The 26,450-nt window shown below is 60.9% G+C and carries 22 protein-coding genes; 3 read left to right on the forward strand and 19 right to left on the reverse strand.

Translation table 11 applies throughout. The annotated features are described in order from the left end of the window. The first annotated feature begins 23 nt into the window (after positions 1-23). Both BFL40_RS34235 and BFL40_RS01950 read left to right on the forward strand, forming a co-directional pair. On the forward strand, positions 24-596 hold the full coding sequence (locus BFL40_RS34235; protein ID WP_235864709.1) for a dermonecrotic toxin domain-containing protein: 573 nt from the start codon (positions 24-26) through the stop codon (positions 594-596). A 1-nt stretch (position 597) separates the two neighbouring features. Further along, positions 598-1,821 (forward strand): NEL-type E3 ubiquitin ligase domain-containing protein, encoded by a 1,224-nt coding sequence (locus BFL40_RS01950; protein ID WP_071482825.1) that lies wholly within the window; start codon positions 598-600, stop codon positions 1,819-1,821. Between the two features lie 16 nt (positions 1,822-1,837). Here the strand turns inward: BFL40_RS01950 and ureC are convergent, their stop codons facing one another. The 11 genes from ureC to urtA form a co-directional block, all read right to left on the reverse strand. Further along, the gene (gene ureC / locus BFL40_RS01955) at positions 1,838-3,538 is read right to left on the reverse strand and encodes an urease subunit alpha (protein ID WP_071482826.1); all 1,701 of its coding nucleotides are present in this window, start codon (positions 3,536-3,538) and stop codon (positions 1,838-1,840) included. A gap of 137 nt (positions 3,539-3,675) precedes the next feature. After that, on the reverse strand, positions 3,676-3,981 hold the full coding sequence (locus BFL40_RS01960) for an urease subunit beta (RefSeq protein WP_071482827.1): 306 nt from the start codon (positions 3,979-3,981) through the stop codon (positions 3,676-3,678). Next, a complete protein-coding gene (locus BFL40_RS01965) occupies positions 3,978-4,511 on the reverse strand; it encodes a GNAT family N-acetyltransferase (protein ID WP_071482828.1) in 534 nt (177 codons plus the stop codon). Before BFL40_RS01965 ends, BFL40_RS01960 begins: the two co-directional genes overlap by 4 nt. Before the next feature lie 5 nt (positions 4,512-4,516). After that, positions 4,517-5,029 carry a GNAT family N-acetyltransferase gene (locus BFL40_RS01970; RefSeq protein WP_071482829.1) on the reverse strand — a complete coding sequence of 171 codons (513 nt, stop codon included), beginning with the start codon at positions 5,027-5,029 and terminating at the stop codon, positions 4,517-4,519. A gap of 9 nt (positions 5,030-5,038) precedes the next feature. Then, positions 5,039-5,341, reverse strand: coding sequence for an urease subunit gamma (gene ureA, locus BFL40_RS01975; protein WP_003171437.1), 303 nt, complete (start codon positions 5,339-5,341; stop codon positions 5,039-5,041). Between the two features lie 34 nt (positions 5,342-5,375). Beyond that, the gene (locus tag BFL40_RS01980) at positions 5,376-6,215 is read right to left on the reverse strand and encodes an urease accessory protein UreD (RefSeq protein WP_071482830.1); all 840 of its coding nucleotides are present in this window, start codon (positions 6,213-6,215) and stop codon (positions 5,376-5,378) included. Positions 6,216-6,258: 43 nt separating this feature from the next. Beyond that, entirely contained in the window at positions 6,259-6,957 is a 699-nt protein-coding gene (urtE, locus tag BFL40_RS01985) for an urea ABC transporter ATP-binding subunit UrtE (protein ID WP_071482831.1), read from the reverse strand. A gap of 137 nt (positions 6,958-7,094) precedes the next feature. After that, complete coding sequence (gene urtD, locus BFL40_RS01990) at positions 7,095-7,955, reverse strand: urea ABC transporter ATP-binding protein UrtD (RefSeq protein ID WP_071482832.1); 861 nt, start codon at positions 7,953-7,955, stop codon at positions 7,095-7,097. Then, positions 7,952-9,031 (reverse strand): urea ABC transporter permease subunit UrtC, encoded by a 1,080-nt coding sequence (urtC, locus tag BFL40_RS01995; protein ID WP_071482833.1) that lies wholly within the window; start codon positions 9,029-9,031, stop codon positions 7,952-7,954. Before urtC ends, urtD begins: the two co-directional genes overlap by 4 nt. After that, positions 9,031-10,533 carry an urea ABC transporter permease subunit UrtB gene (gene urtB / locus BFL40_RS02000; RefSeq protein WP_071482834.1) on the reverse strand — a complete coding sequence of 501 codons (1,503 nt, stop codon included), beginning with the start codon at positions 10,531-10,533 and terminating at the stop codon, positions 9,031-9,033. Before urtB ends, urtC begins: the two co-directional genes overlap by 1 nt. Positions 10,534-10,667: 134 nt before the next feature. After that, complete coding sequence (gene urtA / locus BFL40_RS02005) at positions 10,668-11,933, reverse strand: urea ABC transporter substrate-binding protein (protein ID WP_071482835.1); 1,266 nt, start codon at positions 11,931-11,933, stop codon at positions 10,668-10,670. 263 nt (positions 11,934-12,196) lie between these two features. Between urtA and BFL40_RS02010 the strand changes: the two genes are divergently transcribed. Next, positions 12,197-16,780 carry a DUF4329 domain-containing protein gene (locus BFL40_RS02010; protein WP_071482836.1) on the forward strand — a complete coding sequence of 1,528 codons (4,584 nt, stop codon included), beginning with the start codon at positions 12,197-12,199 and terminating at the stop codon, positions 16,778-16,780. Positions 16,781-16,784: 4 nt separating this feature from the next. On the opposite strand, the gene BFL40_RS02015 is transcribed toward BFL40_RS02010, so the two are convergent. The 8 genes from BFL40_RS02015 to BFL40_RS02050 form a co-directional block, all read right to left on the reverse strand. Next, positions 16,785-17,795 (reverse strand): FecCD family ABC transporter permease, encoded by a 1,011-nt coding sequence (locus BFL40_RS02015; protein WP_071482837.1) that lies wholly within the window; start codon positions 17,793-17,795, stop codon positions 16,785-16,787. Then, the gene (locus tag BFL40_RS02020) at positions 17,792-18,739 is read right to left on the reverse strand and encodes an ABC transporter substrate-binding protein (RefSeq protein WP_071482838.1); all 948 of its coding nucleotides are present in this window, start codon (positions 18,737-18,739) and stop codon (positions 17,792-17,794) included. The genes BFL40_RS02015 and BFL40_RS02020 overlap by 4 nt, the downstream gene beginning before the upstream one ends. Beyond that, entirely contained in the window at positions 18,736-19,524 is a 789-nt protein-coding gene (locus BFL40_RS02025; RefSeq protein ID WP_071482839.1) for an ABC transporter ATP-binding protein, read from the reverse strand. Before BFL40_RS02025 ends, BFL40_RS02020 begins: the two co-directional genes overlap by 4 nt. A 54-nt stretch (positions 19,525-19,578) precedes the next feature. Then, positions 19,579-21,684: a TonB-dependent receptor gene (locus tag BFL40_RS02030; RefSeq protein WP_071482840.1), complete on the reverse strand. Its 2,106-nt coding sequence runs from the start codon at positions 21,682-21,684 to the stop codon at positions 19,579-19,581. 149 nt (positions 21,685-21,833) lie between these two features. Then, positions 21,834-23,216, reverse strand: a complete 1,383-nt coding sequence (locus tag BFL40_RS02035) for a PepSY-associated TM helix domain-containing protein (protein WP_071482841.1) — start codon at positions 23,214-23,216, stop codon at positions 21,834-21,836. Between the two features lie 113 nt (positions 23,217-23,329). Next, a complete protein-coding gene (locus BFL40_RS02040) occupies positions 23,330-25,399 on the reverse strand; it encodes a TonB-dependent copper receptor (RefSeq protein ID WP_071482842.1) in 2,070 nt (689 codons plus the stop codon). Positions 25,400-25,492: 93 nt separating this feature from the next. Further along, positions 25,493-25,918 carry a DUF2946 domain-containing protein gene (locus tag BFL40_RS02045; RefSeq protein WP_071482843.1) on the reverse strand — a complete coding sequence of 142 codons (426 nt, stop codon included), beginning with the start codon at positions 25,916-25,918 and terminating at the stop codon, positions 25,493-25,495. Positions 25,919-25,928: 10 nt separating this feature from the next. Beyond that, the gene (locus tag BFL40_RS02050; protein WP_071482844.1) at positions 25,929-26,411 is read right to left on the reverse strand and encodes a copper chaperone PCu(A)C; all 483 of its coding nucleotides are present in this window, start codon (positions 26,409-26,411) and stop codon (positions 25,929-25,931) included. Positions 26,412-26,450 lie beyond the last annotated feature (39 nt).

Raw genomic sequence — 26,450 nt, forward strand, 5'->3', positions numbered from 1 at the left:
TCATCAGTCTATGGAGTTCTGCAATGCCCTCAACTTCCCCCCCCTCGGGTGTGTTCAATGCCGACCTGCGCGGCGTGCACTACGATTTTCTCAAGACCCGCTTCGGCCTCGATCTGGACGTGCGCAACGTGTATTTCACGCGTAAGTACGGGCGCAAGAACCGCGATGATCTGTTTGGCATTTTCGTCTTTGATCGCACTGACGATTCCGCCTTGCACTACGAGTATCGCGGTGTCTCCCTACTGGAGGCGGCCCTGGACAATTTCGCGCCCGAGGAGGCGCGTGAGGCGCCCTGCAACGATTGTCAGGTCATCACGCGCTGGAATGCTTATGACGGCGATGTCATCGCCACCGTCGACGCTGTCATGTCCATGGCGCTGCCGATTGCTCCTCATGATTTTGCCGGACTGTGCCGCAGCCTCGACCTGGGTGCGCGGTACCAGCAGCACCTCAAGGCCATCCTGCAACCCGCTCTCCAGGCCGGTGGATGTCAGCCGTATGCCACGGCTCAAATGGATCTATCTGTCGGGTTGCGGCTTGCGCGAGTGGCCCACCGGTTTGTTCGCTTCGCCCCGGCCTCGGGGATTCGTACTTGAGATGAGCGGCAATCGTCTCGATGCCATTCCTGAGGTTTCGCCGGGCTCCGAGCGGGCCGGCATTCTTGCCAGAGCGGCGGTGACCCGTGAGTGGTTGACGCCGCAGGTCCTCGACAAGCTCAACCTGTATATCGAGTCGGTCGGCCTGGACCCGGAGCGCCGTTTCCCGCCACGTGGTGCCCAGGACAGCGGGCACTGGATGAGCGGACTGACGCAGCAGCAATGGTTGGGTAAGCAAGAGGCCTGGAATGCCCTTGAGGAAGCGCCCGGAAGCGAGTCATTTTTTGACGAGATTCGTAAGTTGAGCGAGCACCTGGATGACCGGTCCGATGCGTATAAAATCGACCTGACCGCCAAGGTCTGGCGCATGCTCGAAGCCATGGCCGGCGATACACCGTTACGCGAGCGGCTGTTCCAGATGGCGCTGGCGCCCACCACCTGCGTTGATGCGGGCGCACAGTTGTTCAATGCCATGGGCGTCGAAGTGTTGTTGGCCGAGGCGCTTTCGCTGCCCAATCCTGAGCTGATGAAACTGGAGTTGCTGGACTTGGCCAAGGGTAAGGCGCGGCTCGATGAACTGGGGCGTATTGCCCACGCGCGGGTCAGCGAACTGGTGGCCCAGGGGCGCAAGTTTCCTGTGTATGACGTCGAAGGCGGCTTGATTGCGCAGTACGATACCGACGGTAATCCTGTGCCCAGTATCGATGAAGTTGAAATCCACCTGGCGTATGTCACCCGATTGGCTAACCGACTGGATCTGCCTTGGCAGACCGGGATGTTCTTCGACGAACCCGACGTGACGAAAGCGATGCTGGAGGCCGCCTATAAGCGCGTCATTGCATTGGAAGACGGCGACCTGTTGAGAGACAGCATTGTCGACCAACCGTTTTGGACGGAGTACATACAAACGTCGTTTGCCAATGAGTTCGACGCGGTAAGTGCCAAAAATGAAGCGTTGATCAACCTGTACTCGGCCCAGGAAGAGTTGGCCGCTAACGGGAAGCTGTCGGTTGAGCAGAAGGCCGAGTTGCAGCGCACGATAGACGCGTCGGCGCAGGTGTTGGGCAAGTCACCTTCCCAGGCCAGCTCCGGCCAGGTCATGAGCGATGACGAATATTTCTCGGAAATGGAAAGCCTCGGTGAGGAGCGCAAAAACATTCTGCGCACCGTCACCGATCGGGTGATGGGCCGCGACTCTTCGGCTCACCGCGAACGCAACCCTTGAGCCCAGGCTCAGTGCTTCAGAACAGGAAGTAACGCTGCGCCATCGGCAGTGACTCGGCCGGCTCGCACCACAGCAACACGCCGTCGGCCTTGACCTGGTAGGTCTGTGGGTCGACGTCGATGTGGGGCAGGTAGTCGTTGTGGATCAGGTCGGTTTTCTGCACATCGCGGCAGCCTTTCACCACGCCGATCTGCTTTTTCAACCCCAGTGCTTCCGGCAACCCTGCTGCATGTGCCGCCTGGCTGATAAAGGTCAGGCTGGTAGCGTGCAGCGAGCTGCCGAAGCTGGCGAACATCGGGCGGTAGTGCACCGGTTGCGGCGTGGGGATCGAGGCGTTGGCGTCGCCCATCAAGCTTGAGGCAATCGCTCCGCCCTTGAGGATCAGCGTCGGCTTGACCCCGAAAAATGCCGGGCGCCACAGCACCAGGTCGGCCCATTTGCCGACTTCGATGGAGCCCACTTCATGGCTGATGCCGTGGGTGATCGCCGGGTTGATGGTGTACTTGGCGATGTAGCGCTTGATGCGGAAGTTGTCATTGCCTGGGCCGTCGCCGGGCAGGGCGCCGCGCTGTTTTTTCATCTTGTCGGCGGTCTGCCAGGTGCGTGTGATCACTTCGCCGACGCGGCCCATGGCCTGGCTGTCGGAGCTGATCATCGAGAACGCGCCGAGGTCGTGCAGGATGTCTTCGGCGGCAATGGTCTCACGGCGGATACGGCTTTCGGCGAAGGCCACGTCTTCGGCAATGCTCGGGTCCAGGTGATGGCAGACCATCAACATGTCGAGGTGTTCGTCGATGGTGTTGCGGGTGAACGGCCGGGTCGGGTTGGTCGAACTCGGCAGCACATTAGGGAAGCCGCAGGCCTTGATGATATCCGGCGCGTGACCGCCACCGGCGCCCTCAGTGTGGTAGGTGTGGATGGTGCGGCCCTTGAGTGCGGCGAGCGTGGTTTCGACGAAACCGGACTCGTTGAGGGTGTCGCTGTGGATCGCTACCTGCACGTCGTATTGGTCGGCGACGCTCAGGCAGTTATCAATACTTGCCGGGGTAGTGCCCCAGTCTTCGTGCAGCTTCAAACCGATGGCACCGGCCTTGACCTGCTCGATCAATGGCTCCGGCAGACTCGCATTACCCTTGCCGGTGAAGCCGATGTTCATCGGGAACGAGTCGCTGGCTTGCAGCATGCGCGCCAGGTGCCACGGGCCCGAGGTACAGGTGGTCGCATTGGTGCCGGTGGCAGGTCCCGTGCCGCCGCCGATCATGGTGGTGACGCCGCTGGTCAGTGCCTCTTCAATCTGCTGCGGGCAGATGAAATGCACGTGGCTGTCGATACCGCCCGCAGTGAGGATCATGCCTTCACCGGCAATCACTTCGGTGCTGGCACCGATTGCCATGGTCACGCCGGGCTGAATGTCCGGGTTGCCGGCTTTGCCAATGGCGGCGATGCGGCCGTTCTTCAAGCCGACGTCGGCTTTGACGATGCCCCAGTGGTCGATGATCAGCGCGTTGGTGATGACCGTGTCCACGACTTCATGGGCGAGCAATTGGCTCTGGCCCTGGCCGTCGCGGATGACCTTGCCGCCGCCGAATTTCACTTCTTCGCCATAGACCGTGAAGTCTTTCTCCACTTCGACGAACAGCTCGGTGTCGGCCAGGCGGACCTTGTCACCGACGGTGGGGCCGTACATGTCGGCGTAGGCTTGTCTGGAAATTTTCATCGCACGTTATTCCTCGATCGTTCCCACGCTCTGCGTGGAAATGCAGCCCTGGACGCTCTGCGTCCGCTCTTAAAGTCGTGACGCAGAGCGTCACCGGATGTATTCCCACGCGGAGCGTGGGAACGATCAGTGAAGCCCTAAAGGTCACCCATGATTTTCCCGGCGAAGCCAAATACCCGCCGCCCACCGCTCAAGTCCACCAACTCAACCTCGCGACTCTGCCCCGGCTCAAACCGCACCGCCGTGCCCGCCGGAATATTCAGGCGCATGCCGCGACTCAATGCACGGTCAAACGTCAGCGCATCATTGGTTTCGAAAAAGTGGTAATGGGAACCCACCTGGATCGGGCGGTCGCCGCTGTTGGCCACGCTCAAGGTGACAGTGCGGCGACCAACGTTGAGCTCGATGTCGCCAGGCTGGATCTTGTATTCGCCAGGAATCATGCAGGTTGCCCCAGGGTCTTGAAGTAGATGGCGGTCGGGGTGTAGCGCCCGTCCGGGCTTTGGCAGTAGTCGGGCAGTTCGCCGATCTTGGTGTAGCGCAGCGACTGGTAAAAGGCTTCGGCACCGGAACCGGCTTCGGTGTCCAAGTACAGCAGGCCGCGCTTGTGTTGGCGTGCGGCGAGTTCCAGGGCGTTCATCAATTGCTGGCCGAGGCCATGGCGGCGGGCGCTGCTGTGCACCAACAGCTTTTGCACCTCGGCGCGGTTCAATCCGTTGGCTTTTTGGCACAACGCCAGTTGTACGCTGGCGATCACTTGCTCGTCACGCACCACGACCCACAGCAACAGGCTCGCGTCTTCAACACTGGCTTGCACGCCGTTTAAATAGGCGCGGGCCTGGGTATCATCGAAGTCAGCCATGAAGCCGACCGAGGCACCATGCTTCACCGCGTCCAGCAACAGCTCGATCAAGCCCACGCGGTAATGGGCAAAACTTTCAGCATTCACTCGACGCAGTTGAGCCGTGCTCATCGATCTCACTCCTTGGGCGGTTCGGCGCCCGGATTCAATGTCAGTTGCATAAAGGTCAGGTCCAGCCAACGGCCGAATTTGATGCCCACTTGCGGCATCTGTCCGGTGGTGATGAAACCCAGGCGTTCATGCAGGCGGATCGAGGCCTGGTTGCCGCTTTCGATAGCGGCGACCATGACGTGTTTGCCGCAGGTGTTGGCGCGTTCGATCAAGGCCCCCATCAAATGTGGGCCGAGGCCTTTGCCACGTTGATCGTTGCGCACGTACACCGAGTGTTCGACGCTGTAGCGGAAGCCTTCGAAGGGTCGCCAGTCGCCGAAGGAGGCGTAGCCGGTGACTTCATCATTCTCGACCGCCACCAGGATTGGATAGGCCTGGGCCTGGCGTGCACTGAACCAGGCTTGGCGATTAGCCAGGTCAACCGGTTGTTCGTTCCAGATTGCCGTGGTGTTGAGCACCGCGTCGTTGTAGATGTCGCGAATCTGGGGCAGGTCGTGCTCGGTTGCATCACGAATCATGGCCGGGCCTCATGCGATGGGCTGGTGGACGGTCACCAGCTTGGTGCCGTCGGGGAAGGTGGCTTCCACCTGGATATCCGGGATCATTTCCGGGATGCCTTCCATCACTTGTTCGCGGCTGAGCAGGGTGGTGCCGTAGTGCATCAGGTCGGCCACGGTGCGGCCATCACGGGCGCCTTCCATTAATGCTGCGGAGATGTAGGCGATGGTTTCCGGGTAATTAAGCTTCACACCACGCGCCAGACGGCGTTCGGCGACGAGGCCGGCAGTGAAGATCAGCAGCTTGTCTTTTTCCCGTGGGGTCAAATCCATGGTTTGGCATCCAAAAAGGTTGAGAACGGGATGTTCATGTGTTCCAGATCCTGGGTGGCACTGCTTCGCGGCCGAGCACCGCCGGGCGCAGCAATCGCCATAAATCAATCAACCAGGCCCGCGCCAGCAGCGCTTCACTGGCCAGGCAGCGGGCTACCAGCAAGCCCGGTAATTGAGTCAAGTCGCCGCGCACGGCATGGGGCAGGGCGCGGCAGGCTTCAAGTAATTCAGGGGCGATATCACCGGTCAACAACAGTGTGGCGAACACCGGCTGGCCGTCCAGCCCGATAGGCGAGTCGAGCAAGCCATCAGCACCCACAATGCGCTGGCGCTCATGCCAGAGTAGCTGGCCGTCGCGGCGGATATCCAGATGTGATTGAAAGTGCCCGAGGTCGAAGCGCTCGCCGCTGGCCGGGCGACCGAGGGCGACCACGTCCCAGTAAAACAGCCGCGCATCGCCTTGCAGATCAATACGCGTCGTGAGTTCGGCCTGGGCCGCGCTGAACACGATGGTTTCCTGAGGCAGCCATTCCAGCGTAGCGCCAGCTTCCACGCTCAATTCGAGCGTTTGAAAGGCCGGGCCGCTGGCGCGATACCATTTGGCCGCGCCGGGGCTGGTCAATTGGGCCCAGGCGCCTGTGCCGACGTGGGCGCTGATGTCCAGGCGGTCACCCCCGGCAATCCCGCCGGGCGGGTGCACGATGATGTGCTGGCACACCTCGGGGCCTTCGGCGTACAGGTGCTTTTGCACGCGCAGCGGGCCGAGGTGGCGGCGCATCACCGGGCGCGTGGTGTCGCCGAAACGCGCGTAGCCGAGTTCCAACTCGGCATGCCAGCTGGGGGTGAACAGGGCGGGGGTAACGGGCAGGTTCATGGCTCAGTGCTTATCAATGGGACGCTAGAGATTAGATCGTAACTTAGATCGTAACCAGGCCGCGTACCCCCTCGCTTTCCATATTTTCACCGCGGCCTTGCTGCACGATTTCACCGCGGGACATCACCAGGTACTGGTCGGCGAGCTCTGCGGCGAAGTCGTAGAACTGCTCCACCAGCAGGATCGCCATATCGCCGCGTGCGGCGAGCTTCTTGATCACCGCCCCGATTTCCTTGATCACCGACGGCTGGATGCCCTCGGTGGGCTCGTCGAGGATCAACAAACGGGGGCGGCTCGCCAGGGCACGGCCAATCGCCAACTGTTGCTGCTGGCCGCCGGACAGGTCACCGCCACGCCGATGTTTCATTTGCAGCAATACCGGGAACAGCTCGTAGATAAACGCCGGGACCTCCTTGGCTTCGGAGCCAGGGAACCGCGAGAGCCCCATCAGCAGGTTTTCTTCCACCGTCAGCCGCCCGAAGATCTCCCGGCCTTGCGGCACATAGGCGATCCCGGCGTGCACGCGTTGGTGTGGTTTGAACCCGGTGATGGCTTTACCTTCCCAATTTACTGCGCCTTCTTTGGCGGGTAGCAAGCCCATCAGGCACTTGAGCAGGGTAGTTTTGCCCACGCCGTTCCGGCCGAGCAGGCAGGTGACTTCGCCAACTTTCACGTCAAAGGACAGCCCGCGCAGGATGTGGCTACCGCCGTAGTATTGGTGCAGCTTGTCGACTTGCAGCATGTTCACATTCTCCTCACTCGATCGTTCCCACGCTCTGCGTGGGAATGCCGCTTGGGACGCTTTGCGTCCGCTCTTAAAGTCGTGACGCGCAGCGTCACAGGATGCATTCCCACGCGGAGCGTGGGAACGATCAGCGGTCAGCGGCCGAGGTAGACCTCGATCACCCGTTCATTTTCCTGCACCTGTTCCAGCGACCCTTCGGCCAGCACACTGCCTTGGTGCAATACGGTCACGTGGTCGGCAATGGAACCGACAAAGCCCATGTCGTGCTCCACCACCATCAGCGAATGTTTGCCTGCCAGGCGCTTGAACAGTTCGGCGGTGAATTCAGTTTCGGCGTCGGTCATGCCCGCCACCGGTTCATCCAGCAGCAACAGTTGCGGGTCTTGCATCAGCAACATGCCGATTTCCAGGAATTGCTTCTGGCCATGGGACAGCAACCCGGCCGGGCGCTGCACCGAGGCGGTCAGGCGGATGGTGTCGAGCACCTCATCGATGCGATCTTTCTGCTCGCCGCTCAGGCGCGCGCGCAGGCTGGCCCACACCGACTTGTCGGTTTTCTGCGCCAGTTCGAGGTTTTCAAACACGCTGAGGGCTTCGAATACGGTGGGCTTCTGGAATTTACGGCCTATGCCCGCCTGCGCGATCTGCACTTCGCTCATGCTGGTGAGGTCCAGGGTTTCGCCAAACCAGGCTTTGCCGTGGCTGGGCCGGGTCTTGCCGGTGATCACGTCCATCAGCGTGGTTTTGCCCGCACCGTTGGGGCCGATAATGCAGCGCAACTCGCCGACGCCGATGTACAGGTTCAGGTCGTTCAATGCCTTGAAACCGTCGAAGCTGACGCTGATGTCCTCCAGGGTCAGGATCGTGCCATGGCGCGTATTCAGGCCTTTGCCGGCGGCCTGGCCGAGGCCGATGGCATCACGGGCGCTGCCCTGGTCTTTGTTCGGTTCCAGGATAGGTTCGAGCATAAATTCCGCCGTCGCTGTGATTCTCATTGTTCACCCCGTTTCTTCAACAGGCCAATCACACCTTTGGGCAAATACAGGGTGACGATGATGAACAGCGCCCCGAGGAAGAACAGCCAGTATTCCGGGAAGGCCACGGTGAACCAGCTCTTCATGCCATTGACCACACCGGCGCCCAATAACGGGCCGATCAAGGTGCCGCGCCCACCCAAGGCCACCCACACGGCGGCTTCAATCGAGTTGGTCGGCGACATTTCGCTGGGGTTGATGATGCCGACTTGCGGCACATACAGCGCCCCCGCCAAGCCGCACAGCACCGCGCTCAACACCCACACGAACAGCTTGAAACCACGCGGGTCGTAGCCGCAGAACATCAGGCGGTTCTCGGCATCGCGCAGGGCGGTCAGCACGCGACCGAACTTGCTCTGCGCCAGGCGCCAGCCGATGTACAGGCTCGCCACCAGCAACAGCACCGTGGTCACAAACAACACTGCCCGCGTGCCCGGCTCGGTAATGCCAAAACCGAGAATGCTGCGAAAATTGGTGAAGCCGTTATTGCCGCCGAACCCGGTCTCGTTACGGAAGAACAACAGCATCCCGGCAAAGGTCAGCGCCTGGGTCATGATCGAGAAATACACGCCCTTGATCCGCGAGCGAAAGGCGAAGAAACCAAACACCAATGCCAGCAAACCCGGCGCCAATACCACCAGGCACAGGGCCCAGAGGAAATGCTCGGTGCCCACCCAGTACCACGGTAATTCGGTCCACGACAAAAAGGTCATGAACGCCGGCAACTCATCACCGGAGGCCTGGCGCATCAGGTACATGCCCATCGCGTAACCGCCAAGGGCAAAGAACAAGCCGTGGCCGAGGGACAACATACCGGCGTAACCCCAGACCAAATCCAGTGCGAGGGCGACGATGGCGTAGCAGAGGATCTTGCCCACCAGCGTCAGGGTGTAGGCCGACACGTGCAGTGGATTTTCCGGCGACAGCAAAGAGAACAATGGCAGTGCCAGCAGCAGGATCAGAATCACCGCGCCCACCGCAATCGTCACCTTGGGACCGGCCTTTTGCGTGGCCGTAAGCATCAATGGCTGGTTCATCAGTCGATTACCCGTCCTTTCAGTGCGAAGAGTCCTTGCGGGCGTTTCTGGATAAACAGAATGATCAACGCGAGGATCAGGATCTTGCCGAGTACGGCGCCGATCTGTGGCTCAAGAATCTTGTTGGCGATACCCAACCCGAAGGCGGCCATCACGCTACCGGCCAACTGGCCGACACCGCCGAGTACCACCACCAGGAACGAGTCGATGATGTAACTCTGGCCCAGGTCCGGGCCGACGTTGCCGATCTGGCTCAGTGCTACGCCGCCTAAACCGGCGATGCCGGAGCCCAAGCCAAACGCGAGCATGTCCACGCGCCCGGTGGGCACGCCGCAGCAGGCGGCCATGTTGCGGTTCTGGGTGACGGCGCGCACGTTGAGGCCCAGGCGGGTCTTGTTCAGCAGCAGCCAGGTCAGCACCACCACACACAGCGCGAAGGCGATGATCACGATGCGGTTGTACGGCAGCACCAGGTTGGGCAGCACCTGAATCCCGCCTGATAGCCACGCCGGGTTTGCCACTTCAACGTTCTGCGCACCGAACACCAGGCGCACCAACTGGATCAGCATCAGGCTGATGCCCCAGGTGGCGAGCAGCGTTTCCAAAGGCCGGCCGTAGAGGTGACGAATCACCGTGCGCTCCAGGACCATACCGATGGCGGCGGTGACAAAAAACGCCACCGGCAGCGCGATCAACGGATAGAACTCGATGGCTTGCGGCACATAGCGCTGCATCAGCAACTGCACCACATAGGTGGAGTAAGCGCCGAGCATCAGCATTTCACCGTGGGCCATGTTGATCACGCCGAGCAAGCCGAAAGTGATCGCGAGGCCCAAGGCGGCGAGCAGCAAAATTGAACCCAGGGACATGCCGCTGAAGGCCTGGCCGAGGATTTCGCCGACCATCAATTTGCGTTTGACCTGGGCCAGGCTGGTTTCGGCGGCAGTGTGCACGGCAGCATCGCTTTCAACACCGGGCGCCAATAGCGCTTCAAGGCGCGTGCGGGCCAGCGGGTCGCCGGTACCACCCAATAGGCGCACGGCGGCGAGGCGAACAACGGGGTCGGTGTCCACCAATTGCAGGTTGGCCAAAGCCAGGCTGAGGGCGGTGTGCACGCCTTCGTCGGTTTCGGCGGCGACTTGCTGGTCGAGAAATTTCAGTTGCGCGGGCTGTGCGCTTTTTTGCAGGGTTTGCGCGGCCGCCAAGCGCAGCTTGGGATCGGCAGCGAGCAATTGCTGGCTGGCTTGTACGTTGTCGATCAGGCCGCGCAGGCGGTTGTTCAGGCGTACGGTTTTGGTTTCACCGTTGACCGTGAGTTGGCCTTGTTGCAGGGCATCCACCAGCTCGATGCGTGCCGGGTCGGGCTGGGCAGCCCAGTCCTGGAGCAGCTTGGCTTGTTGAGTCGGGTTGGCGGTTAAAAAGTCTTCGGCGTCGCTGGCGTGTGCGGCAAAGGGCAGCAACAGCAGGGCCATCAGGATGAAGCGGTAAAGGGCAGTGGGCATAAACAAGTTTCCTATAGATCGTTCCCACGCTCTGCGTGGGAATGCCGCCTTGGACGCTCTGCGTCCGCGTTGTGACGCAGAGCGCCACGCGATGCATTCCCACGCAGAGCGTGGGAACGATCAGTACCGCGGGCTTAGTTGCTCTTGACGGCGTAATCCGGCTTCTTGTCATTGCCAGGGATGTACGGGCTCCACGGCTGTGCACGGATTGGCTCATTGGTTTGCCACACTACCGAGAACTGCCCATCGGCCTGGATCTCACCGATCATCACCGGCTTGTGCAGGTGGTGGTTGGTCTTGTCCATGGTCAGGGTGAAGCCCGACGGCGCGGCGAAGGTCTGGCCGGCCAGGGCTTCACGCACTTTGTCGACGTCGGTGGACTTGGCTTTCTCGGCTGCCTGCGCCCACATATGGATACCCACGTAGGTGGCTTCCATCGGGTCGTTGGTTACGGCTTTATCCGCGCCCGGCAGGTTGTGTTTCTTGGCGTAGGCTTTCCAGTCGGCGACGAATTTCTTGTTCACCGAGTTCTCCACCGACTGGAAGTAGTTCCACGCCGCGAGGTTGCCCACCAGCGGCTTGGTGTCGATGCCGCGCAGTTCTTCTTCACCCACGGAGAACGCCACCACCGGTACGTCGGTGGCCTTCAAACCCTGGTTGGCCAGTTCCTTGTAGAACGGCACGTTGGAGTCGCCATTCACGGTGGAGATCACCGCAGTTTTGCCGCCGGCGGAGAATTTCTTGATGTTGGCGACGATGGTCTGGTAATCGGCGTGGCCGAACGGGGTGTAGACCTCTTCGATATCTTTATCGGCTACGCCTTTGGAGTGCAGGAACGAACGCAGGATCTTGTTGGTAGTGCGCGGGTACACATAGTCGGTGCCCAACAGGAAGAAGCGCTTGGCGCTGCCGCCTTCTTCGCTCATCAGGTATTCCACCGCCGGGATCGCCTGCTGGTTCGGCGCGGCACCGGTGTAGAACACGTTCGGCGACATCTCTTCGCCTTCGTATTGCACCGGGTAGAACAGCAGGCCATTGAGTTCTTCAAACACCGGCAAGACGGATTTGCGCGACACCGAGGTCCAGCAGCCGAACACCACGGCGACCTTGTCCTGGGTCAGCAACTGCCGGCCTTTTTCGGCGAACAGCGGCCAGTTCGAGGCGGGGTCGACTACCACGGGCTCCAGCATCTTGCCGTTCACACCGCCTTTGGCGTTGATCTCGTCGATGGTCATTAACGCCATGTCTTTCAGGGACGTTTCGGAGATGGCCATGGTGCCGGACAGCGAGTGCAGGATACCGACCTTAATGGTCTCGGCGGCCTGGAGGGTCCAGGTCATGCCCATGGCGGCAATCGATGCCGAGAGAGTGAAAGCCTTGATCAAGCTGCGACGCTTCATGGTGCGATCTCCGAGAACCTGAGTTGTTGTTGGACTGAGGACTGGACAATTGCAAGGGCTGTGCCTGCTTTGCGCGGCCCCAGTTCAGGGCCGTCTGTAGCGAGAAATGAGGGGGCGAACGCACTGAGTCGGTGCCCGGTTATGGGTGTGGTGCGGCCTGAGCACGGTCTTGGTGCGATAGCTGTTAACTATCTAACGCCTGGAGGTGTTCTGCGTGTTCAGGATGGACAGGGTGTTTTAACTCAACCCCACAAGGTGTACTGATGGACGACTCACCCCCACGCAGCAAACGTGCTGCGATTCCCCAGGGCCTCGCGAAACTAGGCACCCTGACACCTGCATTTGTCAGCGCCGATGATGTGGCGCGTTATCTCCACGAGCGTGTTGGTAATCGGCGCGACAGGGAGTTCGGCAGTGCAATAATGCAGCGCCATTCCGACCAGTTATTTTTGGCGAACGAGCCGCGAGAAGGCAAAGCCTCCACGTTCAACTGGGATTTGCTCTTGGACCGCAAAGACCCGTATAGCGACTTTTTGCACCCTGACGGCTTTAAACTAGTGGCGAGCTTCCACTCCCATCCAGACATGTACACTACGGTTCAGAAGCTGAATCCTGAGTGGACGGAGCAACAGATCCGGGCTCACATGAGTTTTTATTCCACGCCGGACATCATGTTCAATTTGCAGGATTGCCTGCGATTCACTGCGGCGTACCTGTCTGGTCCAGACGGCACGTTACTCAAATACCAACCCAGCAATAGTCCTGCCGAAGTAGGGTTTATCAATTGGCTCAAGACCAATGGGCCCTGGACGTCGCCCCATGCTCACAACGGCACACTGGAGGGTGTGTTCAAGAAGCTGGCCTCGGTGGGAAGGCTCAGCTTTATTCTGTCCAGCTCGTCCTGGGGTGGCTCGGTGGGTGATGTTCCAGCGGACTGGGAGCCTTACAAAGCGTTTAACGCGGCGCCTTTGCCACAGCCCTGCGGGCCGGTGTTTGCTAGTCGCGACCTGGCCATGAACTACGCCGGGGCGCGCACTCAGCGCCAGCCAACGCTCAAGCAGCAGGTACTGATCCTACAAAGTACGGCGAATGGCTGGTTTACTGCTGCCGAGCCGCAACCCGTCGAGTCTATCGGGGGGCAATTACCGACGCTTCCGGTCGGCCTCCATTTGCATGGGATCTATGTCCATTCCCGACCATTACCGGCCCAGTACCCCGACTTGGAAGACTGGCTGTATAAAAATTTCATCAGTCCGTTGGAGTTGGCGCAGCACATCGCCCGGTTCCGAGGGTATGCCAACGATCCGCAACCGACCCTCGGCGCCTCGCTGTTTATCCGCATGCGCGACGATGCTGTGCTGCGCTATCAATTTTCCGGCTCGGCGGCGGAGTCGCAGCTCTTCGTTCAGGGACCTGATGGCGAGGTCAGCGACAATGGCCTTCAGGCCCACCTGAACACCGGCCGCTTGTTGACCCGCGCGTTTGTCTGGCTGGTTGCGCAAGCGGGTGAACTCACAGTGGAAAAGACCAGTGCGTTGTGGGACCGCGTCGGCGTGGTAGATGCGACGTGGCTGCCGTTTTCGACGTTTGCTTTACCCGCGTTGAGCCGGGCCTTTCTCACGGCTGACGATGCCGCTCGTTACGCCCATGTGAGTATTGGCGGGCGCCGTGATCGGCTATTCGCCGGGTTGATCCTGGAGCGTAGTGATGGCCGGTTTGTGGTGACTGAGCCGGAGAGTGTTGTGGCAGGGCCCTTCTTGTCGACAGCCGGCTACCCGAAAGATCGGCAGGGTTCGCCAATCGTTCTTCATCCTGGCTATCGTTTGCAGGGGCGTTATGGGTCATGTGCAGCACTTTCTACGCTCGACCGGGAGCAAGTCGAACGGCTCAAGTGGACCCGTCAGGAGGCGGAGCTTCATGGGCAGATGCTGAAAGACCACGACGTGCACGCCATCCTGCAATCAGGCCTTGTGGCGTACCTGTCCGGCACACCGGAAAGTTTGATCAGTTACCAGCGCGGGGAGGCTTCAAGCAGTTGGAAACAGCAATGGCAGCCCGATGCTTCCGGCGGCATGAGCCCTCTGGCTAAAAAGCTCGAAAGTGGCTCAATCAGGCCGGCTGACGTTGTACGGACACTGGCCGCATCGGGCACTTTGCGGGTCAGGACGGAGACACTGTTGTGGGGGCCTGCCGAAAAGGTCGAAGTGGATTGGGAGCCCTTTGTACGGGTGCTGGAATTTCAGCGCCCCGATGAGCTGAGCTATGGCGCGATCTTTGACAGCGCGGATGCAGCCGCCCTGGATGTGCATCGACGTGAGCCGGAACGGGCTCGTCCGCGCTACGTCTCGCTTTATTTCGCCTTCATCTTCAAACATCAGGCTCGGGACGAGTACATCGCCAGCGAACTGGTCCCTGTGACACAGAAGACACCGCTTCTGTCACTTCCCGACGTCGCCGACAACGCTGTACCCGAAGGGTTTGCTTGCCATGGCGTCTACTACTCCCGGCAATGGGCAGGCGATGGGGCAGTGGATTGGTTGAGTCGCTTTTTTATCGTGCCGCAAGACCTGAGTATCGCCGTTATCCAACTGCGCAACGCAGTACGGATATCTGTCACGGACGCCGCCATCTATATCGCACCGCCCGAGGGTGCATTGCTGCGCTACTGCTCGCCCTCGACCAACGCATTGTTTGAAGCGCAGAGCACTGGAGATACGTACGAGAACATTCAGGCCAGGTTGGACATCGGTACGCTGACGCCACCCAAGTTTGTCCGCATGGTCGCGCAGGCCGGTGATCTGCAGGTCATTCACGAAAGCCCGTGCTGGGACCGCTCGGGCAACGTTCCGCAAATGTGGAATCCTTACGCCCATATCCAACGTCGGCGCTTGAGCCCGGCGTTTCTCTCAATGGATGACGCCGCCCGCTATGTGCGTCGACGCGTGCCGGTGGGGCTGACGGCTCGCTACGCGGGTGTGATCTTGCTGCGCGATGACGGCTGGTTCCTGGCTACCGAGCCCGTCGTGGTGCCCGATGAAGTATTTGATATCAAGAGGATACTCCCCGATGCCTTGGTGGAGGCGGGGCTTCATCCTATGCGGACCCTGCCGGTGGCCTGTTATCACTCCAGGCCGGCGATGCATCTGCCGTTTTTGCTGACACCCGAGCAGGAGCAGGTGTACAGCAATATGATTTCTACCCGGGTCCTGGCCCAGATGCTGGACGCGGGAAATAAGCGTATGCAGAACTATTTGCTGGGGCCGGACGGATCGCTGATCAGCCTGCTGGCCACCCCGCAAGTGAAGTACCCGTTGATTACCAACCGGGACGTGATTACCCGACCTCGAAACCGCCATGATTGGTTGTATGGTGAGATCGAACTCAGGCTGCGTTCAGGGGATTTGACACCTACGGAGTACGTCAATCGTGTGGCTGAAACGTTCATCTTGAAGGTGGTGGTGGGCAGCTCGATGTGGGGGATTACAGGCCCGGTATCGGGCTGGCGCCCTTACGTGGTGCCAACCAGTTCTGTCCGGGGTTATGCCCGTGCTCATCACGACCCGGCCTGCAGCCCGGTTTGCACCCAGCTGGACGATGCTGCGCACTGTGCACATAAGCAAGTGGCTGCGCGTGAGGAACTGAGCTTCGGTTACTTGCTCAAGTCCACGCAAAATGGCAACTACACGGCGACCCTGCCGATAGTGGATGGCGGTGCCCGCTTTGCTCATCGTCGGGTGTTCAGCGATGCCGGTTACCCTTATCGCTATGAAATGGCCGGTCTGTATTTTTGTGTGCCGCAGCAGGCTGATTTTCAGCCGAAGGGGCGGGTGCAAGATGGTGACGGCATCTACCAAGGATTGTTCTCTCCCTACGATTTGAAGGATGCGCTGGCGCTGGTGCATGCCACTGCGACGCGTGCGAGCCTGCCGCTTTATATTTCCTGTGCCGACGGTGCGCTGCTCAAGTTTGTGGTGCGCAATGAACGATTTATTCAGTACAGCGACCTGATTGAATTGCGCATCCGGAAATTAAGTCCCCGTGATTACATTCGACGCATGGCCGCGGCCGGCGATCTGCGGGTTCTACACTCCAGCGATAACTGGCCGGGCCTGGGTGTGGTCGGCAGCGATTGGCAGCCGGGACGCTCGCGAGCCATGGCTGCGCTCGACGAGAACCGTTTGGTGTTGGGGCCGATTCACGCACACGGTGAAGATGCCGCGCATTATGCCCATGGGCTGGTGGGGGGATTTTCCGGTAAACAATACTTGAGCGCCCAACTGGAGAGCCTGGTCGGCAGCTGCTACTTGCCGGTCCTGCCATTGGAAGACAACGGTTATCCTTCGCTGGTGGCCGAACGGCTGTTCCCTCAGGCGCACTCAGCGATCGGGCCTGCTCGACCCCTGCCGGACGTGCCCAAGGGTTACCAGATCAGCGCAACTCATCTGGTGTATCACGCGGGGCTCGATCAGCCTGAAACGGTGGGTGAGAGTCAGTACCGGCAGTATTTTGTGTCCTGGCGCGAACTGGGTTTCTACCTGCATGAGTTGAAACGCAAGGGGCTACCCATCAACAGAATTTACTTGTCGACTCGCGATGGTGCGCTGTTGAGTTATCTGCCCACGTTCAGTAACGATGAAATCAATCTGTTCGACAGTACCCTCAAGTGGTCGAAAACCTCGGGCTACTCCCGGCTTGCGCCAAAACCTTCCTGGGTGATCACCGAGCTGGCACGTATCGGCGAACTGAGGGTGATTCACCCGGGAGGCTTTTGGCGGCAGCGGGGTAGGGTGCGGGCTGACTTCAAAGAGGTGAACGGCAGCTACGTGCCCGACAAGGACGAGCTGTGAGCCGCTAACGCTTACGCATCAATCCGATAAAAAACAGCCCGCCAATCGCCGCCGTGGCCACGCCAATCGGCAAGTCTTCGGGGGCGATCAGCGTGCGTGCGGCCACATCCACCCATACCAGGAACAGGCTGCCCAGCAACGCGCACACCGGCAGTAACCGACGATGTTCGGCGCCCACCAGGCGCCGGGCGATGTGCGGCACCATCAGCCCGACAAAGCCGATGGAGCCGCTGATGGACACCAGCACGCCGGTCATCAGCGACGCGACCAGGAACACCTTCAGCCGCACATTGCGCGCGTTCAGGCCCAGGGTCACAGCCGTCTGTTCACCCGCCATCAATGCGTTCAACGGACGGGCCATGCCCACCAGCACCAATAGCCCCAGCAGCACCGTGGCGCTAGGGACCGCCAGCAGTTCCCAGCGCGCCAGCCCGAGGCCGCCGAGCATCCAGAACATCACCGCCGAGGCCGCGCGGTGGTCGCCCATGAACAACAAAAGATTGGCCGCGGCCATCATCACAAACGACACCGCCACGCCGCACAACAACAGGCGATCACTCTCCAGTCGACCATTGCGACTGGCCACCGCCAGCACCACCAGCATGCTCACCAGTGCGCCGATAAACGCGGCGATGGGCAAGGTCAGCAGGCCGATGATTTCACCCACATGCAACACCACAATCACCGCACCCAGGGTTGCGCCGGAGGTGACGCCCAGCAGGTGCGGATCGGCCAGCGGGTTACGCGTGACCGCTTGCAACACCGCGCCAATCAGCGCCAGCCCGGCGCCGACCAGTGCGCCCAGCAACATGCGCGGTACGCGGATCAGCCACACGATATGTTCCTGCCCGGCCGGCCAATTCACCTCGCCGAAGCCGAAAGCCTTGTACAACACAATTCGCCACACCACCTCAACCGGCACCCGCGCCGGACCGAAGCCCAGCGAGATGACACAAGACACCAGCAATACCGCACCAAGGGCGGCGAGCAGTAAGGCGTAGCGACGGGTGATCATTCGCCGTGGAACCCCTTGGCCAGGGTTTCGACGGCCAGCACGTTATCGATGCCCGGAGTGGCCTGTACGTAAGGGATCACGATAAAGCGCTGGTTCCTGATCGCGTCCACCGCTTGCAGCGCCGGGTTGTTAAGCAGGAACGCTTGCTTCTGCTCGGCGGTGATTTCGCTGTAATCGACGATCACGATCACCTGCGGGTTGCGCTCCACTACGGTCTCCCAGTTGACCCGAGTCCAGCTGGCGTTGATGTCATCCAGGATATTGCGCCCACCGGCCGCATTGATCAGCGCCTCGGGCATGCCCAGGCGGCCGGAGGTCATGGCGCGGTCTTCACCGCTGTCATAGAGGAAGACGCGAGGTTTATCCGCGGGTAGGTCTTTCTGCACCTCGGCGACCTGCGCTTGCATCTGTGAAATCAGGGCATTGGCGCGGTCTTGCACGTCGAAGATCTTGCCCAGGTTGCGCAGGTCGTTATAGGTGTCTTCCAGGGTTGCGGCCGGGCGCTTCATCACAAAGGCGCAGGATTCGGTCAGCTCGTACACGTTGATGCCCAACGGTTGCAGGGTTTGCGGCGTGAGGTCGCCGCCCACGCGCATGCCGTAATCCCAACCGGCGAAGAAGAAATCCACGTTAGCGTTGAGCAGGGTTTCCACCGACGGGTACTTGCTTGCCAGCTCCGGCAGGCCGTCGAGGATCTCGGTCATTTGCGGGGTCACCGATTTCCAGCCAGTCACGCCGCTGTAGCCGGCCATGTGCGATTTGAGGCCCAGGGCAAGCATCATCTGAGTCATGTTGATGTCGTGGCTGACCGCGTGTTTTGGCGCCTCCTGAAAGGTCACGTTGCGGTTGCAGCTTTTGATGGTCACCGGGTAATGGGTCGCCTCGGCGAACGCTTGAGCAGTGCCGAGCAACAGAGCGAGAGACAGCAGAGCGCGCAGGATCATGGTTGAGTTATCCAGGTGATTCGGGGGTAGCCGGACAAGGGGTGGGTGTCGATCAGCGCTTCGACGCCGAACACGTCACGCAGCAGTTCGGCGGTCAGTACTTCATGGGGCGTGCCGCTGGTGATGATGCGTCCGTGGTCGATCACGTACAGGCGATCGCAGAACGCGGCGGCCAGGTTCAGGTCGTGAATGCTGGCCAAGGTGCCGATGTTCAGGCGCTTTACCAGCCGCAACAACTCCAACTGAAAGCGCGGGTCGAGGTGGTTGGTCGGCTCGTCGAGGATCAGCAATTCGGGTTGCTGGGCCAGGGCGCGGGCCAGGATGACGCGCTGCTTTTCACCGCCGGAAAGGGTGGCGAAGGCATGGTCTTCGAAGCCCTGCATACCGACGGAGTCCAGCGCTTGCTGGATCAACTGTTGGTCGTGCAGCGTGTCGCTGTCGAATAAACCTTTGTGGGGCGTACGGCCCATGGCGACCACTTCATCCACCCGCAGGCCGAAGGCGTCGGGGAACTCTTGCAGCACCACGGCGATACGTCGCGCGCACCATTTTGCGCTGTGTTTCCACACGTTCTGATGTTCGAGCAGTACGTCACCCTGTTCCGGTTTGCTGAACCGGTAGGCGCAGCGCAACAGGCTGGTTTTGCCGCTGCCATTGGGGCCGATCAGCCCGACAAACTCTCCCGCACCGACGCGCAGGCTGGCGTCACGCAGCTGGAACTGGTGACGACAGTGGCCGTGATCCTGGGGCGTCCAGGTGAGGCGGGTGAGGGTGAGTGAAGTCATCAATGCTCTCTGGTTCAACACCGGTCAAAAATGTGGAAGCTGTGTTTTGTTCAGTTAGAAGGTGTAATCCGCCGTGACGAAGAATGAGCGAGGCTCACCCAGGATCCATTGCTGCCCGTCGTTGTACTGGCTCACGGCGTAGGTGCGGTCGAACAGGTTATTCAATTGCAGGCCCAGGGTGGTGTTGCGCATGGCCTTCCACGACACAGTAGCGTCGACCACGGTGTAGCTCGGCACTTCGCTGGTGTTGGCGGTGTCGGCATACCGCGCGCTGACGTAACGCACACCGGCCCCGGCGCGGATGTCATCGGTCACGGCCTTGCTCAGCCACAGGTTGGCGGTACGGTTTGGCACGTCCACCGGACGGTTGCCGTCGCGGGAAACCGACTGCTTGTTGACCACTTCGGAGAAATCGTCGTACTGCGCCCGCACGATGGCTGCGTTGGCTTGCAGCTGCCAGGCGTTGGGCAGTTGCAGGTCGAGACTGGCCTCCAGGCCATTGGAGGATTGCTGGCCGACTTGTTCTTTAAGGGTCGTGTTGGGAATGCTCACCAACAGTTTCTTTTTGACGATGTGGTAGGCCGCCAGGGTCCATTCGCCACGGGAGTCCCAGAACGCCTGCTTGAAGCCAACCTCGGCCTGTTTCGCGGTGGACAGGCCGAATTGTTGCTGGTTCGGGCTCAGGGTAATCAAGCTGCCGACGCCGTCGGTGCTGGTGGCGTACTGACCGTAGACCGAAGTGTCCGGGGTGATCGCGTAGACCAGGCCGGCTTTCCAGTTATTGCCGGTAAGGGTCTTGTCGGAGTCGTTGCCTTTCACCAGATCTTCGCGATCGATGTGCAGGTAATCACGACGCACGCCGGTGATCAGCGACAGTTGATCGGTCAGTTGCAGGCGGTTTTCGGCGAAGCCTGCGAGCTGTTTGGTGGTGCTGACCGACTGCGGGATGAATGGGCTGTTGCTTTCAAACGGTTGTGGCACCGGGTGGTAGATGTCCACCGGCTGGCCTGCGTCGGATACGTCTTGGTACGGCGAGTTGCTGGCGAGACGAAAACGAATACGGTTGTATTCGGCACCGACCACGGTCTGGCTGTCGAGGCCGAACAGGGTGTGCTTGAACGTAAAGGTCTGGCGGTCGCCCACTTGCTCCTGGTTGTGCTTGATGCCCAGATAGCTCTGGCGCACCAGGCCGCCGTCGACATAGTTGTAGCTCTCGGCGTTCTGCCAGCGACGCTGGTTTTTCAGGTACGACAGCTCGTTGGTGGCGGTGACGTTGTCGTTGATCTGCCACTCGCTGGTCAGGCGCGTCCACTGGTCGTTGTAATGCTGGATAGCGTTGCTGACGTTATAGTTCTTGTCGCGCAGGCCCCTGTGCAACTGGCCGTTAATCAGTGGCGTGCCGTAGTCGTTCTGCGGGGTCTGGTCGCCGTAGTCGTGGGCCAGGGTGAAGCTCAGGTTGTCGGCCGGCTGCCAGCGTAGGGCGCCGCTGACGAAGTCGCTGGCGGAGTCGCCACGGTCGATGAAACCGTTGCTGCGCAGGCGGTTGACGTTCAGGCGGTAGCTCAGGGTGTCGGTCAGCGAGCCGCCGCTGTCGAGCGCTTCCTGTTGGCGATCATAGGAGCCGTAGCCGAGGCGGATGTGGTTTTCGATCTCGCCTTCAAAGGGCTTTTTCGCAATCGTATTGATCACTGCGCCGGTAGCGCCCTGACCGTACATCACTGAGGCTGGGCCGCGCAGCACGTCCACGCGCTCGACCGACCAGGTGTCCACCGGAAAGGTAGAGGTGCCGGCGCCGTCGAACATACGCTGGCCGTCGTACAGTTGCAGAACGGAACTCTGCCCGGTAAACCCGCGCGCTTGCAACGAGGTGCCGCCGTCGCCCGGCGTGCCGGTGCGGCTGATGCCGGTGGCGCGGGAAATTGCGTCCTGCACGCTGGCGTCACCGCGTTCGCGGATTTTTTCACCGGTCTGGCTTTCGACGCTGCCCGGGGTTTGTCGGGCCGTAAGATTCAGACGAGAGCCGGCAGTGGTCGGGGTGTCCAGGTCGATGCGTTCGTTATCGATAGCCGGCGCGGTGACGGGGCTGGCGGGCAGGGTCAGGGCCTGGGCGCTGTTATGCAGGGCGAGCAGGCACAGGCCGCACGCAAGGTACTTGTTCATCGGTCGATCAGTCTTCTTGGAGGGTTGCTCGCCGCAGGGCGCGGCGAGCAACGATAACGCAGAAAGTGTTATAAGTTAACACTTATTGGCTGCGGGACAAAAGTCGCGCAAGGCTACAGAAGGCCTCTGCCTGGGGCATCTCACCTGGTTCATGCCGAACGTGAGGCGGGTTCACGTTGGCCAAAAAAACGCGACAGCACTAAACGATCCAGCGCCCACACGGCGATCAGCGATGCGCCCACCAACGGAAAAATAATCGCCAGAGCGAGCATGATTACCATCGCGGTTTTCCACTTCGGCAGGTCATGGCGCAGCGGTGGAACACCCAGGCCGCCCACGGGCCGACGCTTCCACCAGATCACCACGCCACTCACCGCACTGAGCAGAATCATCAGGCAGATCAGCAGCACGATGATCTGGTTCACCACGCCAAACATCTTGCCTTCGTGCAGCATCACGCCGGTCTCAGTTGCGCGTGCGACGGTGTTGTAGTGCTCCCAGCGCACATCGGCCAGAACCTTGCCGGTGTATTGGTCCACATGCAGTGTGGCGTCGTTGCGCGGGTCGTTGGCGAACACCGCGACGGTGAATACACCCTCGGCGGTGCTCGGGAAGGTGATGCTGTAGCCGGGCTCGACCTTGCGCGCGTTGGCCAAATCGACCACCTGTTGCAGGCGTACAGTCGGCGTGGCCGGCCCTGCGTGCAGGGCACCGTGCTTCATATGTTCGGCATGCTCGCCGGACATCGGCATCGGCGTGTTTTCCATGGCCCAAGGCACGGTCTGTTGGCTCGCGGTGTTGAGCACGCGTGCCTGCTGATCGGACTGCGGCACGTTGTTCCACATCGCTGCGGGGAAGGTGTTCCACAGCTGCGCGTATTGCTTACCCCAAAAGCCGGTCCAGGTCATGCCGCTGAGCAACATTACCAGCAGAAAGGCCGCGCCCCAGAACCCGGCGACCGCATGCATATCACGCCAGAACACGCGGCCACGCGTATTGAAACGAGGCCACAACACCCCCGCCGATGATTTGCCGCGCGGCCACCACAAGTACACGCCGGACACCACCAGCATCACGCCCCAACCGGCGGCGAGTTCCACCAGGCGATCGCCGACGGTGCCGATCATCAACTCACCGTGCAGCGCACGGGCGATGGCCTGCAGGTTGTTTTTCGCATCCTGTTCACCGAGCACGGTGCCGCGATACGGGTCGACGAATACCGTCACCTCGCGCCCACCGTTATGCATCACGAATTGCGCGCTGCTGGTGGCGTTGGCCGGTGGCAGGTACTTGCTGATGGTGCCTTGAGGGTAGGCGGCCTTGGCCCGTTGCAGCTGCTCGTCGGCGCTCAGCGCGTGTTCGGCGGCGGGCACGGTGAGCAGGTTGCCGTACATCAGCGGGTCGAGTTGGGGTTTGAACAGGTAGATGATGCCGGTCAGGGCCAGCATCACCATAAATGGCGCGACGAATAGCCCGGCGTAGAAGTGCCAACGCCAGGCCAGGTTGTAGAAGGAAACTTTTTGAGTGGTCATCAGGTGCTCCGCAAGGCTTGAATTTTTGTGTCAGTTACGCCGCCATCGCGGGCAAGCCCGTTCCCACATTTGGAATGTATTCCAAGGTGGGAGCGGGCTTGCCCGCGATGCCTTTAGAAGCTCATGTCCACCTTGGTCCAAAGCGTGCGCCCTGGCTCCTTGATGGCTTGCGGGTCGTTGGCCGGGTAGCCGAACCCGGCGTTGCCGGCCAGGTTCAAGTGTTCGGCGTAAGCCTTGCCGAACAGGTTGTCGACGCCGGTGCTGACCTTGAAGTGTTTATTGATGCGGTACGCCGCGTTCAGCGAGAACACGCCAAAGCCGCCACTCTTGTCGAAGTCCTTGCCGACTACGTTGCCTTTGTTCTGGTCGATGCGGTTTTGCGCGGCGACCACGCGCCACAAGGCACCGGCACTCCAGTCGTCTTCGCTGTACGTCAGGCCGAAGCGTGCATCCAATGGCGGCATTTGCGGCAGGGCCTTGCCGTCGCTGGTGTTCTTGCCCCAGGCGTAGGCGAGGGTGGCGTCGGCCTTCCAGTGGCGGGTCAGCTTGTACGCCGTGCCCAATTCGCCGCCCATGATGCGGGCGTCAACGTTGCGGGCCTGGGAGGTGGTGCCCATCATTCCTGGCTTGTAGTCGAACAGGATGAAGTCCTGCACGCGGCCGATATACCCCGAGGCCCAGGCTTCGAGGTCGGCGGTTTTGTATTGCGCGCCGAAGTCGAACTGGGTGGTTTTCTCCGGTTTCACACCGTCGAAGGCATTCACCGAACCGACGGCGCCAGTGTTGGGGGAGAACAGCTCCCAGTAATCCGGGAAGCGCTCCGAATGTCCCAGGCCTGCGTAGAGGGTGGTCGGGCTGTCGGCCAAATCATGCTCATAGCGCATGAAGCCCGACGGCAGTGTGTCGGCGCGGGTGTCATCGGCGGTGGGGTTGGGACGGGCCATCATTCCCGAGCCTGTGGTCTGGCGAAAGTCCTTGGCCGAGGCGCGGTCCAGTCGCGCGCCGGTGATCAGGCGATCGCGGTCGGCGGCGTACCAGGTCAGTTCGCCGAACGCGCCGTAGTTATGGAAGTTGGCGTCCTTGACCCGCGGCAAGTCCTTGTAGGTATCGATGCCCATGCTGCTGCGCTGGCGGTGTTCGTTGGTCTGCGCATCCAGGCCTCCTATCAGTTGTAGATCGGCCCAGCGCCAGGTCGCCTTGATCCGCGCGCCAAGGGTGCGACGATCAACGTTAGCCGCCATGGGCCCGGCCATCATCCCGGTGCCTGATGGCGTACGCAGGCTGTAGTTGTCCATCACATGGTCGGCGTAGTTGTAGTAGACCTGGGCCTCGACCTTATCCAGCACCTCGCCGATGTTGGATTTTTCGAAACGCAGCCCCAGGCTTTCACGCAGGAACTGCGAGCCGTCCATGCCACGCCCGGCGTAACGCGCCTCGCCATCACCACGGCCGGCGGTGAGTTCCAGCAGGGTGTCGGCGTCAGGGGTGAAGCCGACGGCGACATCGCCATTCCACTTGTCGTAGCGCGAGGCCACGGTTTTGTTATTGCCATCCTTGTAGTCATCGGCATGTGCCTGGTTGCCGATCACTCGCACATAGCCCAACGGCCCACCGGCAGCAGCGTCGATGACCTTATCGAAACGCCCGTTGGAGCCGGCCAGCACACTGGCGTTGACCCGTGTGCCCAGTTCACCGAACTGCTCCGGCTCGCGCTCGAACAGAATGGTGCCGGCTGAGGCGCCCGGGCCCCAGAGTACGGTTTGCGGGCCTTTGATCACGGTCAGCTTGTCGTAGGTTTCCGGCGAAATGTACGAGGTGGGCGCGTCCATCCGCCCAGGGCAGGCGCCGAGCATCATGCCGCCGTTAGTGAGGATATTCAGGCGTGAGCCGAACATGCCGCGCAGCACCGGGTCGCCATTGGTGCCGCCGTTGCGCACCAGGGCGAAGCCGGGGATGGTCTTGAGGTAATCGCCACCATCGCTGGCGGGCACCGGTTGGCGCGGGTCTTTCGGGTTGGTGATCACGGTCAGCGGTGAGCTGGGGGCGATTGCGGTGATCACGGTGGGGCTCAGCTCATGCTCGGCGTGCTCGTCGGCGTGGGCCAGTGGAACCAGCAGTGCGCCGCACAGAACGGCGAAAACGGGGGTACATCCCAAACGGGAGTCAGCAGAAAACCTGGACATGACAAATTCCATCAATCAATCGTAAACAACACGGCCAGCAGCCTGCGGCTGTCTGTCTAAAGTCGGCCGGGGTGAAGTAACGCTGTGAAGTGCTTACGAAGCGATGGGCGGCGCGCGGCTACGGGCGCCGGGGAAGATGCTCTGCCGGGCATGGCCCAGGCGGGTGGCGGGGGTGAGGGCGTTGGCCGGTGGCGGGCTGCCGAGAATGGCGTAGGACACGCTGCCGGGCAGGGCCGGGCAACTGAAGAGCAGGTCGCAATAGCCGCACTTTGCCCAGAGTGCGTGATGTTCGTTGGGGGCTTTAGTGTGATGGGATTCGCCATGGTCGCCGGGCATTTCCATCGACATTTCCATGGGCATGTCCATCGACATACCGGCGTGATGATCCATCGGCATCGCTTGGGAAATCAGCGGACCGATAAAAATCATCAGCATGGCGAACAGGCTGATCCAACTGCCGCGCATAAGGCTCATGGGCTTACGGCGGCGCGGGGACAACCTGGCGCGAGGGGCGCCCATCGAGGTTGGCTTACTGGGAGTGCATATGCTCGTGGCCAGCCATCGGCGGCGTTTTCTGTACCGAGACTTCCACTTCCACCTTGCCGGCTTTTTCGAAGGTCAGGGTCAGTGGGAATTGCTTGCCGTCGGCCAACAGGCTGCGGTCTTTAAGGCCCAACAGCATTACGTGATAAGCCATCGGCGCGAAGGTCAACTCACCTTTGGCCGGTACAGCGACGCTGGGTACTTGCTGCATCTTCATCAAGTCGCCCTGCATCACGTGCTCGTGCAGTTCGGCCTTGTCCGCCACCGGCGTGTCGACGCTGAGCAGGCGGTCCGGGGTAGCACCGGTGTTATGAATCACAAAGTACGCCGCCACCGTGGGCGCGTTCGGCGGCAACTCCTGGGACCAGGGATCGCTGACCAGCAGGTCGCCGGCCTTGTAGTCATCGGCATTGGCAGCAACGCACACCGGCAGCAACAACGCAGCCAGAAGCAGGGAAGATTTGAGCATGGCAGTTCTCCAGAACGGTTCTAAACGCAGTTCACTTGC

Source organism: Pseudomonas costantinii, assembly GCF_001870435.1.
Lineage (GTDB): Bacteria > Pseudomonadota > Gammaproteobacteria > Pseudomonadales > Pseudomonadaceae > Aquipseudomonas > Aquipseudomonas costantinii.

Bases quoted from the DNA above. Each gene is read 5' to 3' on its own strand.
- BFL40_RS34235 (WP_235864709.1), top strand. From the start codon at position 24: ATGCCCTCAACTTCCCCCCCCTCGGGTGTGTTCAATGCCGACCTGCGC.
- BFL40_RS01950 (WP_071482825.1), top strand. From the start codon at position 598: ATGAGCGGCAATCGTCTCGATGCCATTCCTGAGGTTTCGCCGGGCTCC.
- ureC (WP_071482826.1), bottom strand. From the start codon at position 3,538: ATGAAAATTTCCAGACAAGCCTACGCCGACATGTACGGCCCCACCGTC.
- BFL40_RS01960 (WP_071482827.1), bottom strand. From the start codon at position 3,981: ATGATTCCTGGCGAATACAAGATCCAGCCTGGCGACATCGAGCTCAAC.
- BFL40_RS01965 (WP_071482828.1), bottom strand. From the start codon at position 4,511: ATGAGCACGGCTCAACTGCGTCGAGTGAATGCTGAAAGTTTTGCCCAT.
- BFL40_RS01970 (WP_071482829.1), bottom strand. From the start codon at position 5,029: ATGATTCGTGATGCAACCGAGCACGACCTGCCCCAGATTCGCGACATC.
- ureA (WP_003171437.1), bottom strand. From the start codon at position 5,341: ATGGATTTGACCCCACGGGAAAAAGACAAGCTGCTGATCTTCACTGCC.
- BFL40_RS01980 (WP_071482830.1), bottom strand. From the start codon at position 6,215: ATGAACCTGCCCGTTACCCCCGCCCTGTTCACCCCCAGCTGGCATGCC.
- urtE (WP_071482831.1), bottom strand. From the start codon at position 6,957: ATGCTGCAAGTCGACAAGCTGCACCAATACTACGGCGGTAGCCACATC.
- urtD (WP_071482832.1), bottom strand. From the start codon at position 7,955: ATGAGAATCACAGCGACGGCGGAATTTATGCTCGAACCTATCCTGGAA.
- urtC (WP_071482833.1), bottom strand. From the start codon at position 9,031: ATGAACCAGCCATTGATGCTTACGGCCACGCAAAAGGCCGGTCCCAAG.
- urtB (WP_071482834.1), bottom strand. From the start codon at position 10,533: ATGCCCACTGCCCTTTACCGCTTCATCCTGATGGCCCTGCTGTTGCTG.
- urtA (WP_071482835.1), bottom strand. From the start codon at position 11,933: ATGAAGCGTCGCAGCTTGATCAAGGCTTTCACTCTCTCGGCATCGATT.
- BFL40_RS02010 (WP_071482836.1), top strand. From the start codon at position 12,197: ATGGACGACTCACCCCCACGCAGCAAACGTGCTGCGATTCCCCAGGGC.
- BFL40_RS02015 (WP_071482837.1), bottom strand. From the start codon at position 17,795: ATGATCACCCGTCGCTACGCCTTACTGCTCGCCGCCCTTGGTGCGGTA.
- BFL40_RS02020 (WP_071482838.1), bottom strand. From the start codon at position 18,739: ATGATCCTGCGCGCTCTGCTGTCTCTCGCTCTGTTGCTCGGCACTGCT.
- BFL40_RS02025 (WP_071482839.1), bottom strand. From the start codon at position 19,524: ATGACTTCACTCACCCTCACCCGCCTCACCTGGACGCCCCAGGATCAC.
- BFL40_RS02030 (WP_071482840.1), bottom strand. From the start codon at position 21,684: ATGAACAAGTACCTTGCGTGCGGCCTGTGCCTGCTCGCCCTGCATAAC.
- BFL40_RS02035 (WP_071482841.1), bottom strand. From the start codon at position 23,216: ATGACCACTCAAAAAGTTTCCTTCTACAACCTGGCCTGGCGTTGGCAC.
- BFL40_RS02040 (WP_071482842.1), bottom strand. From the start codon at position 25,399: ATGTCCAGGTTTTCTGCTGACTCCCGTTTGGGATGTACCCCCGTTTTC.
- BFL40_RS02045 (WP_071482843.1), bottom strand. From the start codon at position 25,918: ATGGGCGCCCCTCGCGCCAGGTTGTCCCCGCGCCGCCGTAAGCCCATG.
- BFL40_RS02050 (WP_071482844.1), bottom strand. From the start codon at position 26,411: ATGCTCAAATCTTCCCTGCTTCTGGCTGCGTTGTTGCTGCCGGTGTGC.